This window comes from Vibrio sp. RE88 (assembly GCF_013113835.1).
Taxonomy (GTDB): domain Bacteria; phylum Pseudomonadota; class Gammaproteobacteria; order Enterobacterales; family Vibrionaceae; genus Vibrio.
This window is the reverse complement of sequence record NZ_VTYQ01000016.1, coordinates 52,031-65,832: the sequence shown is the minus strand read 5'-3', so window position 1 is coordinate 65,832 and position 13,802 is coordinate 52,031. Positions and strand designations below refer to the sequence as shown.

At 47.2% G+C, this 13,802-nt stretch carries 15 protein-coding genes; all 15 read right to left on the bottom strand.

What is annotated here, in order from left to right:
* Positions 1 to 138: 138 nt before the first annotated feature.
* Positions 139 to 561 (bottom strand): F0F1 ATP synthase subunit epsilon, encoded by a 423-nt coding sequence (locus F0265_RS23375; RefSeq protein WP_006957442.1) that lies wholly within the window; start codon positions 559 to 561, stop codon positions 139 to 141.
* An 18-nt stretch (positions 562 to 579) separates the two neighbouring features.
* The gene (atpD, locus tag F0265_RS23370) at positions 580 to 1,983 is read right to left on the bottom strand and encodes a F0F1 ATP synthase subunit beta (protein ID WP_006957443.1); all 1,404 of its coding nucleotides are present in this window, start codon (positions 1,981 to 1,983) and stop codon (positions 580 to 582) included.
* Positions 1,984 to 2,018: 35 nt separating this feature from the next.
* Positions 2,019 to 2,885 carry a F0F1 ATP synthase subunit gamma gene (gene atpG / locus F0265_RS23365; RefSeq protein ID WP_006957444.1) on the bottom strand — a complete coding sequence of 289 codons (867 nt, stop codon included), beginning with the start codon at positions 2,883 to 2,885 and terminating at the stop codon, positions 2,019 to 2,021.
* A gap of 43 nt (positions 2,886 to 2,928) precedes the next feature.
* Positions 2,929 to 4,470, bottom strand: a complete 1,542-nt coding sequence (gene atpA, locus F0265_RS23360) for a F0F1 ATP synthase subunit alpha (RefSeq protein ID WP_019273968.1) — start codon at positions 4,468 to 4,470, stop codon at positions 2,929 to 2,931.
* 13 nt (positions 4,471 to 4,483) lie between these two features.
* A complete protein-coding gene (gene atpH, locus F0265_RS23355) occupies positions 4,484 to 5,017 on the bottom strand; it encodes a F0F1 ATP synthase subunit delta (protein WP_006957446.1) in 534 nt (177 codons plus the stop codon).
* Positions 5,018 to 5,031: 14 nt separating this feature from the next.
* Positions 5,032 to 5,502: a F0F1 ATP synthase subunit B gene (gene atpF, locus F0265_RS23350; RefSeq protein WP_006957447.1), complete on the bottom strand. Its 471-nt coding sequence runs from the start codon at positions 5,500 to 5,502 to the stop codon at positions 5,032 to 5,034.
* Positions 5,503 to 5,574: 72 nt separating this feature from the next.
* Positions 5,575 to 5,829: a F0F1 ATP synthase subunit C gene (gene atpE / locus F0265_RS23345; RefSeq protein ID WP_006957448.1), complete on the bottom strand. Its 255-nt coding sequence runs from the start codon at positions 5,827 to 5,829 to the stop codon at positions 5,575 to 5,577.
* 57 nt (positions 5,830 to 5,886) lie between these two features.
* Positions 5,887 to 6,699: a F0F1 ATP synthase subunit A gene (atpB, locus tag F0265_RS23340; RefSeq protein WP_006957449.1), complete on the bottom strand. Its 813-nt coding sequence runs from the start codon at positions 6,697 to 6,699 to the stop codon at positions 5,887 to 5,889.
* Positions 6,700 to 6,707: 8 nt separating this feature from the next.
* Complete coding sequence (locus F0265_RS23335; RefSeq protein ID WP_006957450.1) at positions 6,708 to 7,097, bottom strand: F0F1 ATP synthase subunit I; 390 nt, start codon at positions 7,095 to 7,097, stop codon at positions 6,708 to 6,710.
* 186 nt (positions 7,098 to 7,283) lie between these two features.
* Positions 7,284 to 8,165: a ParB/RepB/Spo0J family partition protein gene (locus F0265_RS23330; RefSeq protein ID WP_006957451.1), complete on the bottom strand. Its 882-nt coding sequence runs from the start codon at positions 8,163 to 8,165 to the stop codon at positions 7,284 to 7,286.
* A 22-nt stretch (positions 8,166 to 8,187) separates the two neighbouring features.
* Positions 8,188 to 8,961: a ParA family protein gene (locus tag F0265_RS23325; protein ID WP_006957452.1), complete on the bottom strand. Its 774-nt coding sequence runs from the start codon at positions 8,959 to 8,961 to the stop codon at positions 8,188 to 8,190.
* A 14-nt stretch (positions 8,962 to 8,975) separates the two neighbouring features.
* Complete coding sequence (gene rsmG / locus F0265_RS23320; RefSeq protein ID WP_171750512.1) at positions 8,976 to 9,608, bottom strand: 16S rRNA (guanine(527)-N(7))-methyltransferase RsmG; 633 nt, start codon at positions 9,606 to 9,608, stop codon at positions 8,976 to 8,978.
* On the bottom strand, positions 9,608 to 11,503 hold the full coding sequence (gene mnmG / locus F0265_RS23315) for a tRNA uridine-5-carboxymethylaminomethyl(34) synthesis enzyme MnmG (protein WP_171750511.1): 1,896 nt from the start codon (positions 11,501 to 11,503) through the stop codon (positions 9,608 to 9,610). The genes rsmG and mnmG overlap by 1 nt, the downstream gene beginning before the upstream one ends.
* 448 nt (positions 11,504 to 11,951) lie before the next feature.
* Positions 11,952 to 12,386, bottom strand: a complete 435-nt coding sequence (gene mioC / locus F0265_RS23310; protein WP_038163802.1) for an FMN-binding protein MioC — start codon at positions 12,384 to 12,386, stop codon at positions 11,952 to 11,954.
* A gap of 53 nt (positions 12,387 to 12,439) precedes the next feature.
* Positions 12,440 to 13,801: a tRNA uridine-5-carboxymethylaminomethyl(34) synthesis GTPase MnmE gene (gene mnmE / locus F0265_RS23305; protein ID WP_171750510.1), complete on the bottom strand. Its 1,362-nt coding sequence runs from the start codon at positions 13,799 to 13,801 to the stop codon at positions 12,440 to 12,442.
* Between the last annotated feature and the right edge of the window lies 1 nt (position 13,802).

The window sequence follows — 13,802 nt, the reverse complement described above, 5'->3', positions numbered from 1 at the left end:
TATGCTGTTGTAAAACTGAGAGGTATTCTAGACATTAATCAGGAATTAGTTAATTGATCAGGAAAAATTTCTGTTAAAAATTAAGCAAAAAGGCGGTCATCTGACCGCCTTTATCATTTTTAAAACACCGCAATTAAATTAACGGCGTTTTTTTGTCAGCTCGATAACACGTAGCTGAGCAATGGCTTTCGCCAGCTCACTGGCCGCTTGAGCGAAGTCCATATCGCCGTGCTGATTCTGGATACTCTCCTCAGCGCGACGCTTGGCTTCTTCTGCCTTCGCTGCGTCTAGTTCTTCACCACGGATAGCCGTATCAGCCAGTACAGTCGCTGTACCAGGCTGAACTTCCACCATACCACCAGAAACATAAATGATTTCTTCGTGGCCGTGCTGTTTCACAATACGCACCATACCAGGCTTGATAGCGGTCAGTAGCGGAGTGTGGCCGTGGAAAATACCCAGCTCACCTTCGCTACCGGTCACCTGAAACGTTTCAACACGACCAGAGAAGATTTTCTTCTCAGCGCTTACCACGTCTAGGTGAAAGGTTATTGGTGCCATATCGCCTCCTAGTTAGCCTTATAGCTTCTTCGCATTCTCGATAGCATCGTCAATTGCACCACAGTACATGAACGCTTGCTCTGGAATGTCGTCGTAATCACCAGCTAGTAGACCTTTGAAGCCACGTAGAGTCTCTTTAAGAGGTACGTAGATACCTGGGTCACCAGTGAATACTTCCGCTACGTGGTAAGGCTGAGTTAGGAAACGCTCAATCTTACGTGCACGAGATACAACTTGCTTATCTTCTTCAGATAGCTCGTCCATACCTAGGATCGCGATGATGTCTTTCAGCTCTTTATAGCGCTGAAGCGTCTGCTGAACGTTACGAGCGATGTCGTAATGCTCTTGACCTACAACTAGTGGGTCAAGCTGACGAGACGTTGAATCTAGTGGGTCGATCGCTGGGTATAGACCCATCGCAGCGATGTTACGGTTAAGTACAACCGTTGCATCCAAGTGCGCGAACGTTGTTGCAGGAGACGGGTCAGTCAAGTCATCCGCAGGTACGTATACCGCCTGTACAGACGTGATAGAACCTTGCTTAGTTGACGTGATACGCTCCTGAAGTACACCCATTTCCTCTGCTAGAGTAGGCTGGTAACCTACCGCAGATGGCATACGACCTAGAAGTGCTGATACTTCTGTACCCGCTAGTGTGTAACGGTAGATGTTATCAACGAACAGTAGAACGTCACGACCTTCGTCACGGAAACGCTCAGCCATTGTTAGACCAGTCAGTGCAACACGTAGACGGTTACCTGGTGGCTCGTTCATCTGACCGTAAACCATCGCTACTTTTGATTCTTCAGGTTTCTCAACGTTTACAACGCCCGCTTCCTGCATTTCAAAGTAGAAATCGTTACCTTCACGAGTACGCTCACCAACACCTGCAAATACAGATAGACCAGAGTGTTGTAGTGCGATGTTGTTGATAAGTTCCATCATGTTAACGGTCTTACCTACACCTGCACCACCGAATAGACCGATTTTACCACCCTTAGCGAATGGACAAACTAGGTCGATTACTTTCACGCCAGTTTCTAGTAGAGCTGTTTCGTTTGATTGCTCTTCGTAGCTTGGTGCTTCACGGTGAATAGAGTAAGTCTCTTCTGCACCGATCTCACCACACTCGTCAATCGCGTCACCTAGAACGTTCATGATACGACCTAGGGTCTTAGTACCTACTGGTACCGAAATTGGAGCGCCAGTGTTAACCACTTCAACTCCACGACGTAAACCATCAGAGCTACCCATTACGATACAACGAACTACGCCACCGCCTAGCTGTTGTTGAACTTCAAGAACTAGACGCTCTTTTGAGTCCGTTACGTTTAGAGCGTCATATACACTAGGTACTTCGCTCTGTGGGAACTCTACGTCGACTACCGCACCGATGATCTGTACGATCTTACCTGTAGCCATCGTTAATCCTCTAAACTATTTCGTTTTACCTAAGCTTAAACCGCTGCAGCACCTGAAACGATTTCAGACAGTTCTTGTGTAATCGCAGCCTGACGGGCTTTGTTGTACACAAGTTCTAAGTCTTCAATCAGGTTGCTGGCGTTGTCTGTTGCAGCTTTCATCGCAATCATACGAGCCGCTTGCTCACAAGCAAGGTTCTCAACCACACCTTGGTATACCTGAGACTCTACGTAACGCACTAATAGTGCATCCAGCAGAGGTTGTGGCTCAGGTTCATAGATGTAGTCCCATGAGTGCTCACGCTGCATTTCTTCGCTATCTGATTTAGGCAAAGGTAGCAATTGATCGATCGTTGGTTCTTGAACCATGGTGTTCACAAATTTGTTGAACACTACATACAGACGGTCCAGTTCACCTTCATCGTATTTCTTCAGCATTACGCTTACAGAACCGATTAGGTCTTCTAAGCTTGGGCTATCGCCCAGACCAGAAACCTGCGCAGCGACTTTAGCGCCACTGTTGTTGAAAAATGCTGTAGCTTTTGAACCGACAACCGCCAGTTCAACTTCAGCACCTTTCTCTTTCCAAGCTTGCATGTCTATAACAGCTTTCTTGAACACGTTAATGTTCAAACCACCACACAAGCCGCGGTCTGTAGAAACGATGATGTAACCAACTCGCTTCGCTTCACGCTCTTCTAGGTACGGATGACGGTACTCTAGATTTGCGTTTGCCACGTGACCGATCACTTTACGCATTGTTTCAGCGTATGGACGAGAAGCTTCCATTGCATCTTGAGAACGACGCATTTTTGAAGCTGCTACCATTTCCATCGCTTTCGTAATTTTCTGAGTGCTTTTCACACTACCGATTTTATTACGTATCTCTTTTGCGCCGGCCATCGTTACTCTCCATTAGTTGGTGGCAGAGACTGCCACCGACCTATTACCAAGTTTGGGTTGCTTTGAAGTCGTCAGTCAGTTTCTTAAGCTGAGCTTCAACTTCATCGTTGTAAGCACCCGTCTTGTCGATCTCAGACGCTAATTCAGCGTATTGACCGCGAGCATACGATAGTAGAGCCGCCTCGAAATCTAGAACTTTGTTTAGTTCTACATCATCTAGGTAACCACGCTCTGCCGCGAAGATAGTTAGCGCTTGGTCAAATACAGACATTGGAGCGTACTGCTTCTGCTTCATTAGTTCTGTTACTTTCTGACCATGGTCTAGCTGTTTCTTCGTTGCTTCATCAAGATCAGATGAGAACTGTGCGAAAGCCGCTAGTTCACGGTATGCAGCAAGTGCTGTACGGATACCACCTGATAGTTTCTTGATGATTTTCGTCTGAGCTGAACCACCTACACGAGATACTGAGATACCTGGGTCAACAGCTGGACGAACACCTGCGTTGAATAGCTCAGTCTGTAGGAAGATCTGACCATCGGTAATCGAGATTACGTTAGTCGGTACGAATGCTGAAACGTCACCAGCTTGAGTTTCGATGATAGGAAGAGCAGTCAAAGAACCAGTCTTACCTTTCACTTCACCGTTAGTGAACTTTTCTACGTATTCTGCGCTTACACGAGCAGCACGCTCTAGTAGACGAGAGTGAAGGTAGAAAACATCACCAGGGAAAGCTTCACGACCCGGTGGACGTTTTAGTAGTAGAGAGATCTGACGGTAAGCGACAGCTTGTTTAGATAGGTCATCATAAACAATCAGTGCGTCTTCGCCGCGATCACGGAAGTATTCACCCATCGCACAACCTGCGTATGGCGCTAGGTATTGTAGCGCTGCAGATTCAGAAGCTGATGCAACAACAACGATAGTGTTCGCTAGCGCGCCGTGCTCTTCTAGTTTGCGAACTACGTTAGCGATAGTCGATGCTTTCTGACCGATTGCTACGTAGATAGAGAAAATACCAGAGTCTTTCTGGTTGATGATTGCATCGATCGCCATTGCTGTTTTACCAGTCTGACGGTCACCGATAACAAGCTCACGCTGACCACGACCGATTGGGATCATTGAGTCAACAGATTTGTAACCAGTTTGAACAGGCTGATCAACCGATTGACGGTCGATTACACCTGGTGCAATAACTTCTACAGGTGAAGACAGTTTTGCTTCGATTGGACCTTTACCATCGATAGGCTCACCTAGCGTGTTTACTACGCGACCTAGTAGTTCTGGACCAACTGGTACTTCAAGAATACGACCAGTACCTGTAACTTTCATGCCTTCCTTAAGGTCAGCATATGGGCCCATTACAACTGCACCAACCGAGTCACGCTCAAGGTTAAGTGCCAGTGCATAACGGCCACCCGGTAATTCAATCATTTCACCTTGCATCACGTCCGCTAGGCCGTGAATGCGGATGATACCATCGCTTACCGAAACGATAGTACCTTCATTGCGAGCTTCACTAACAACGTCGAAAGATTCGATACGCTGTTTGATTAGATCGCTGATTTCCGTGGAATTAAGTTGCATGCTCCAATCCCCATTAAGACTGCAATGCATCGCTCAGGCGGTTCAAACGACCACGCGCTGAGTCATCGATGACTAAGTCTCCGGCTCGAATAATCACCCCACCAAGTAGGGCCTCATCTACACTGCAATTCAGCTTAACTTTGCGTTCAAGACGCTGCTCAAGTTTGCTGCTGATACCTGCAAGCTGCTCATCAGAAAGGTCTGACGCTGAAATCACTTCAACATCCACTTCTTTCTCATGCTCTTTTTTCAGAGCAAAGAACTGTTCACAAACATCAGGAAGGGCCGCTAATCGGCCATTCTGTGCCATTACCTTCAATAGGTTTTGGCCATGAGCATCAACTTGATCGCCGCAAACTGCTACAAATACTTCTGCCAGTTTATCGGCAGAAACCGAACCCGTTAGGAGTTCGTGCATCTGTTCGTTTTTAGCTACTTCAGCAGCAAAAGAAAGCATCTGACCCCATTGGTCCAACGCGCCTTTTTCCACTGCAAAGTCGAATGCTGCTTTAGCATAGGGGCGTGCGATAGTAGTCAAATCAGACATAGGCGCCCCCAGACTTAAAGTTTTGCAGTAATGTTGTCGAGAATATCTTTGTGCGCATCTTTATCGATAGAACGCTCAATGATTTTCTCAGCACCAGCTACAGCCAGAGTTGCAACTTGTTTGCGCAGCTCATCGCGTGCACGGTTGCGTTCAGCTTCAAGTTCAGCTTCCGCTTGTGAAAGAATCTTCTGGCGTTCTGCCTGAGCTTCTTCACGAGCTTCATCTAGAATTTGAGCTTTACGCTTGTTCGCTTGCTCGATGACCTCTGTTGCTGTGCGCTTCGCTTCTTTCATCTGTTCAGAAGCGTTTGCTTGCGCTAGATCCAAGTCTTTTGCAGCACGTTCAGCTGCTTGTAGACCGTCAGCAATTTTTTTCTGACGCTCTTCGATCGCTTGCATCAATGGCGGCCATACATACTTCATGCAGAACCACACAAACAGTGCAAACGAGATTGCTTGACCTAGCAGAGTTGCGTTTATATTCACAACAGCTACCCCTTCTATTCGGACTTAGTATTAATCAATAACAAGCCAAAGCTTGTCGAAAGTTAAAAGTGATTAACCTAGTTGACCAACGAATGGGTTCGCGAATGTGAATAGAAGTGCGATTACGATACCGATCATTGGAACCGCATCAAGTAGACCCGCGATGATGAACATCTTAACTTGTAGCATAGGAGCCATTTCTGGTTGACGTGCTGCACCTTCAAGGAATTTACCACCTAGAAGTGCGAAACCAATCGCAGTACCAAGAGAAGCAAGACCGACGATAAGACCTACGGCGATTGCAGAAAAGCTCAGTAAAGTTTCCATTACTATCTCCAATTTATAGTTGTTGGCTAGTTGCCCAAATAAAAAGCTTTAAAAAAATTAATGATCACTGTCTTCGTGTGCCATTGACAGGTAAACAATTGTCAACATCATAAACACGAAGGCTTGAATCGTGATAACCAAGACATGGAAGATTGCCCACGGTAGTGAACCCATCCATTGCAAGTACCATGGTAGCATTGCCGCACAAAGAATGAATACAACCTCACCCGCGAACATGTTACCGAATAGACGCATACCAAGAGATAGAGGTTTCGCCAGTAGCGAGACCACTTCAATCAGTAGGTTAAACGGAATCATCAGTGGGTGATTGAATGGATGTAGTGCTAATTCTTTAGCGAATCCACCTAGACCTTTCACTTTGATGCTGTAGTAAATCATCAGAGCGAAAACGCCTAGAGCCATAGCCATGGTGATATTCACATCAGCAGACGGTACAACCTTTAGGTAAGGAATACCAAGCCAATGCTCTGCTGGGTAAGGTAAGAAGTCGATTGGCACTAAGTCCATCAAGTTCATTAAGAATACCCAACAAAAGATAGTCAGTGCTAAAGGCGCGATCAGTGGGTTGCGTCCATGGAACGTGTCTTTGACGTTTTCCGCGACAAATTCAACGATCATTTCTACAGCACACTGAAGCTTACCTGGTACACCCGCTGTTGTTCTCTTTGCTACCTTGTAAAAGATTCCTAGGAAAATTAAACCAGTAAACCAAGAAAAAAACAGGCTATCGATATGTACGTTCCAGAAACTTGCCTCCTCCGCTACAAGACCTAACTTATAAGTAGAAAGGTTTGTAAGGTGGTGGGAAATGTATCCGGACGCAGTTAGCGCTTCACCTGGCGCAGCCATAACTCATCCTATTTTTTGTTGTTAATGAATAGCACTGGCGCACAGATATTAATACCTAGAGCCAGCAAATAGGTTAGCTTAAGGGGAACAAGTTCCACCTGTATATACATGTAAGCAACGGAAAAAAGCGCCACTGTGATAAGGATTTTCAGTGCTTCACCTGCATAGAAAGAGTTCGCGATACGCTTTGCAGCGCGAGCCCCACCATACATGAAAGCAAACAATGCGAACACCGCATTCGCGACAACAAAAATGCCGCCACCAATCAGTGCTGAAAGCCCCCATTCAGCATTCACAGCCACTGCCATTCCTGCCGCCATTAGTGTAACCGCGCCAAACTGGATCATTAACAATCGCTTTGCAAGCTCTCGTCCTGGTCTAGCTAACGCAGCTACCATGTATTCGTACCTCGAGTAAAATCCACAGCGTTACTACCTCATGCTGGGAAATTGGCGAAAATTATACGGTGAGTCCTATTGAATGCAATTAAAACACCGCAAAAAGTTACAATTTTGTTTACAAACCGACAACTTTCGCACAAAAATTCGTTTTTTTACATAATTGACCGAGATCAATTATCTCATTTAGCCTTCAAGCTTGGCAATCAGTTGCTCTAATTTGTGAGGCTCATCAAGACTAATCGTGACTTTCGACGCCCCGTTCTTGGCACGCACGATTGCCACTTTAGCACTGAGCATTTCACTCAATTTCTGTGACATTTGTTGTGCCTCAGTGTCTTGAAGCTCATTTTTCTCTTCAGATTGCGGCTGGAGACACTTTTTCACTAACTGTTCTGTCTGACGAACTGTCATACGCTTCTTCGCGACCAGTTCAGCGACCTCAACCTGCTCTTCCCCTTCCAATGCCAACAACGCACGTGCGTGGCCCATTTCGAGCATTTTTTCTGAAAGGAGATACTTGACGTCCATTTCCAGCTGATTCAGTCGCAGCAAGTTACTCACAGTAGCGCGCGACTTACCGATCACCTCAGCCACTTGCTGGTGGGTGAGAGAAAATTCTTCCTGAAGACGATCGAGGGCGACCGCTTCTTCGATTACATTAAGATCTTCACGCTGAATGTTCTCGATCAACGCCATAGCGATCGCAGCGCGATCGTCGACGTTTTTGATCACACACGGTACTTGCTTGAGCCCCGCTTTACGTGCCGCACGCCAGCGGCGTTCACCCGCAATGATTTCAAACTTGTCGTTTTCAACCTGGCGAACCACGATCGGCTGGATAATTCCCTGAGACTCTATCGAAGCCGCTAACTCTTCAAGCGCTTCAGGCTCCATGTCTTTACGCGGCTGATAAACACCCGGCTTAAGGCTATTGATGCTTAAATCCGTCAGTTCCCCATCAGAAGAAAGCTCTTGGCTGTGCAAGGCACTTTGCTGTTTTTCACGCGCGAGCGAGCTCGTTGAAAGCAGAGCATCAAGCCCTTTACCTAAACCACGTTTAGACATGAGACAAATTCCTTTGGTTGGGTTATGCAGGGACTTCATCGCGGCGCAGCATTTCTCCGGCTAGAGCCAGATACGCTTTTGCGCCTGCGGAGTATTTGTCGTAATACATGGCAGGTTTACCATGACTTGGCGCTTCGGCCAGACGAACATTGCGCGGAATAACAGTGCGGTACACCTTGTTACCAAAGTGCTTTTTCAACTGATCGGATACTTCGTTGGATAAGCGGTTACGAGGGTCATACATGGTGCGAAGCAGACCTTCGATTTTAAGATTTTCATTTACCACCGCTGCCAGCTTACTGATGGTATCCATTAATGCTGTTAGACCTTCCAGTGCGAAATACTCACACTGCATAGGAACCAAGACCGAATCTGCTGCGGCCATGGCATTGATTGTAAGAAGGTTTAGCGATGGAGGACAATCGATAAAGATGAAATCATAGTTATCGCGAACTGACGCAAGTGCATGTTTAAGACGAACTTCGCGCGCAAACACTTCCATCAGTTTAATTTCAGCGGCAGTGACGTCGCCGTTGGCAGCAATCAAATCATAATTGCCAGAGGTCTTGCGACACACGACATCATCAAAGGCGACGTCTTCAACCAACAGCTCATAAGCGGTGGCATCGACCTGATACTTATCAACGCCACTGGCCATAGTGGCGTTACCTTGCGGATCGAGATCAATCACCAATACTTTGCGCTTGGTCGCAGCCATAGACGCGGCTAAGTTGATGCACGTTGTTGTTTTACCAACTCCACCTTTCTGGTTGGCGATTGCTACGATTTTTCCCACGGTGAACCTCGCTTTTATTCCTTGCGGGATAAGATTACTAGATGACGCTCACCTTCCAATTCAGGAACTTGCAAAGCTTTGATGTCGGTCACAGAACACCAGTCCGGAAGCTGGTCAATCTCATCCTGAGGCAGTTGGCCCTTAAGGGCCATGAAACAGCCGGTTTGGGCTTTAGGTAAGTGATGACACCACTCCACCATATCAACCATAGAGGCAAACGCTCGGCTTAATACGCCATCAAATTTGTCCTGTGGCTGAAACTCTTCAACGCGGCTTTGAATCGGCGTGACATTGTCGATCTTAAGTTCATGCAGCACTTGTTTAATAAAACGAATGCGCTTACCAAGGCTGTCGAGCAAATAGAATTCTTTGTCTGGATTCATGATAGACAAAGGGATCCCCGGCAGACCCGGCCCTGTACCCACGTCAATAAAACGTTGGCCTTGTAAGTGAGTGCTGACCACTATGCTATCGAGGATGTGTTTCACCAGCATGTCACTGGGATCGCGTACTGAGGTCAGATTATAAGCTTTGTTCCATTTGTTGAGCATTTCAACATAACCAACAAGTTGATCTCGTTGGCGTTCTGACACCTCAAGCGTAGTTTGTCCGATCAGTGCATCCAGTTGAGAACGTAATGCGCTCATTATGCTTCCTCACCTTTTTTCAACATGCCTTGCTTTTTGAGATGAACAAGCAAGATGGAGATGGCCGCTGGCGTAATTCCAGAGATGCGCGATGCGATACCAATGGATTCCGGCTTCGATTCATTCAATTTTGCTACCACTTCATTTGACAGGCCTTTCACGTTGGCGTAATCCATATCAAGTGGCAGGTGCGTGTGCTCATGACGCAGAGATTTTTCAATCTCGTCTTGCTGACGCTTAATGTAACCTTCGTATTTGACTTGGATTTCTACTTGCTCAGCAGCCTGATGATCCTCCAGCGCAGGCGCAAAGGCTTCCAGCTCAGTCAGCTGCTGATAGGTCATCTCAGGGCGACGCAGCAGATCTTCACCACTGGCTTCACGCACCATTGGTGTTTTTAGCAGTTGGTTGAGCGCATCAATGCCTTGTGATTTAGGGTTCATCCAAGTGTCTTTCAGACGCTGGCGCTCTTTGGTCATGTTGTCGATCTTTTCATTGAAACGCGCCCAACGAAGATCATCGATCAAACCAAGTTCACGTGCCTGCTCTGTCAGACGCAGATCCGCGTTATCTTCGCGCAGCAACAAACGATACTCGGCGCGTGAAGTGAACATGCGATACGGTTCTTTGGTGCCCATCGTTGACAGGTCATCAATCAAAACACCGACATAAGCCTGATCACGACGTGGGCTCCAACCGTCTTTGTCCTGACTGTACAGGCTGGCGTTCAAACCCGCCATTAAACCTTGCGCAGCCGCTTCTTCATAGCCTGTGGTGCCGTTGATCTGGCCAGCAAAGAACAAACCATTAATAAATTTGGTTTCGTAGGTCTGTTTTAAATCACGTGGATCAAAGAAATCGTATTCTATCGCGTAGCCTGGTCGCACAATGTGGGCATTTTCAAACCCTTTCATTGAACGAACGATCTGAACTTGAACATCAAACGGCAAGCTGGTGGAGATGCCATTTGGATAGAGCTCATGCGTGTTCAGTCCTTCAGGCTCGATAAAGATCTGATGGCTGTTTTTGTCAGCAAAACGCATCACTTTGTCTTCAATCGATGGGCAGTAACGTGGGCCAATCCCCTCGATCACACCTGCATACATCGGGCTACGATCTAAGTTATTGCGGATCACTTCGTGGGTTTGATCGTTGGTATGGGTAATAAAACACGGGATCTGACGAGGATGTTGTGTTCTCTGACCCATAAAGGAGAATACAGGGGTTGGATTATCACCGTGTTGGGCTTCCAACTGGGAGAAATCAACACTTCGCGCGTCAATTCGTGGTGGAGTTCCTGTCTTAAGGCGATCAACACGGAATGGTAATTCACGTAAACGATCCGCCAGTGCTATGGAAGGAGGATCGCCCGCACGACCACCAGAAGAGCTTTCCATACCGATATGGATCTTACCGCCAAGGAAAGTCCCAACCGTCAATACGACTGCTTTGGCATGAAAACGCAGGCCCATCTGCGTCACAACACCGACAGCTTTGTCCTGCTCAACAATCAGATCATCGACAGATTGCTGGAATAAGGTCAGGTTGGGGGCATTTTCTAATGCTTCACGAACATAGGCTTTGTACAGAGCACGATCAGCTTGAGCACGAGTTGCTCTTACTGCAGGACCTTTAGATGCATTCAGTGTTCTGAATTGAATACCAGCGTGATCGATGGCTTGGGCCATTAACCCTCCCATCGCATCCACTTCTTTGACTAAGTGGCCTTTACCGATGCCACCAATGGCTGGATTACATGACATCTGACCTAAAGTGTCGATGTTATGTGTCAGTAACAGCGTCTTTTGTCCTGTGCGAGCTGATGCGAGTGCGGCTTCCGTTCCTGCGTGTCCGCCACCGACAACAATGACGTCAAATTTTTCGTGATAAAGCATGAACTGACCTCTGGTATTCAATAGAGAGATGGGCAGATAAAAAAGAGCGCTATTCTACCTGCTTTCACATTGATAGAAAATCGCTTTTCGCGTTTTTAATCTAAGCCTCTGACAAAGCTTACTTATATAGGATCTCTATATATGATCTTTTATTAGATCTATTATAAGGATCGACGATCTCTGTGGATAAGTAAAAAATGATCAACAAGATCATGGATCTTAAACAGATCAAATGATGTGATCTTGCCTTGATCAGATCGAGGATTACCTGAGATCAAAATGGCTAGTTATTCACAGGCGAAAAATAGATCAAGAGTTGTTCTTTGGATAACTATAGGTTAATCACCGGATAGTTTGCATTTTATCCACAGCTAGAACGATTGAAATTTCACTAGATTGAGAAAGAAGAGAGGAAGTGACAATGAGCAATCACTTCCTTGTTGGGGGATTATAGGCTATCAATATGATCGGCTAGCCAAGCTTCAGCGGCATCTTCAGGGACATCATGATTGAGCACATCGATTGTCAGGCAGTCTGCAACCGGTGTACCACCTATGTCCGCGAGTAGCGCATGAGCATGCTGGCCCGCAGCACAGAATGTATCGTAACTGGAGTCGCCAATCGCAATCACGGCATATTTAACCCCAGACATTCTTGGTGGGGTGTCTTGCAGAGCTTGGATAAATGGCTGAATGTTATCTGGGTATTCACCAGCACCATGGGTGGAAGTGATTAGTAGCCAGGTGCCTTCAGCCGGGATCTCACTCAGCTCAGGTTGGTTGTGAATGCAGGTCTCAAAGCCTTTTTCAATCAGGAGATCACTGAGATGATCGCCAACGTATTCAGCACCACCTAATGTACTGCCGGTAATTATTTGGATCATAGGGTTTCCTTTTACCTAAAAAACACGCGACTCAAAGGTCGCGTGTATGGGGATTATTTGCCAATACAGAAGGAGGAGAAGATGCGCCCGAGCAAGTCATCTGAGCTGAACTCTCCGGTGATTTCATTCAGGTGCTGCTGCGCAATTCTCAATTCTTCTGCGAGGATTTCGCCCGCCATGTAACCTTCCAGTTGCTGCTGACCTATATCAAGGTGTTCAGCCGCTTTTTCCAGCGCTTCTAGGTGACGACGACGAGCCATAAAGCCACCTTCGTGCCCACCCGCAAAGCCCATGCACTCTTTAAGGTGCGTACGCAGTGACTCGACGCCCTGACCCGTTCTGGCCGACAGACGAATCAACGTTGGATCGTTAACATGACAGATACCAAGTGTTTCATCGGTTTGATCGACTTTATTGCGGATCACTGTCATGCCGATATTGCTCGGCAATCGATCGACGAAGTCAGGCCAAATCTCTTTCGGGTCAGTGGCATCTGTGGTGGTGCCATCGACCATAAACAAGACGCGGTCGGCTTGATCGATTTCTTCCCACGCACGTTCGATACCTATCTTTTCGACTTCATCTGACGCATCGCGTAGGCCTGCAGTATCGATGATATGCAGTGGCATGCCATCAATATGGATGTGCTCTCTCAATACATCTCGGGTGGTGCCAGCAATGTCGGTCACAATGGCAGACTCTTTACCCGACAGAGCGTTCAGAAGGCTGGATTTGCCCGCATTTGGTCGACCGGCAATGACTACCTTCATCCCTTCGCGCATGATAGCGCCTTGTGTCGCTTCTTTGCGCACGGCGGTGAGGTTATCAATAATCGTCTGAAGGTCGGCGGAGACTTTACCATCAGCAAGAAAATCGATTTCTTCTTCGGGGAAATCAATCGCGGCTTCGACGTAGATACGCAGGTGTATCAGAGACTCTACCAAGGTTTGGATTCGATTTGAAAACGCGCCTTGAAGCGATTTAAGGGCCGATTTTGCCGCTTGTTCTGAGCTGGCATCAATTAAGTCCGCAATGGCTTCTGCTTGGGCTAAATCGAGCTTGTCATTGAGGAAGGCGCGCTCTGAAAACTCACCCGGACGAGCGGTACGGATCCCTGGAATTTGCAGGATGCGCTTGATCAGCATATCCATTACGACTGGGCCGCCATGGCCTTGCAGTTCTAGGACATCTTCGCCGGTAAAGGAGTTTGGATTAGGGAAGTAGAGCGCGATACCCTGATCGAGCTGAGTGCCATCCTGAGCCGTAAATGACAGATACTCTGCGTATCTTGGACGTAATTCTTTGCCTGTCACCTCAGAAGCGACTTTGGCCGCAAGGGGACCGGATACGCGAATAATGCCGACACCGCCTCGTCCGGGCGCAGTCGCTTGAGCGACAATGGTCTCTGTAGTCATA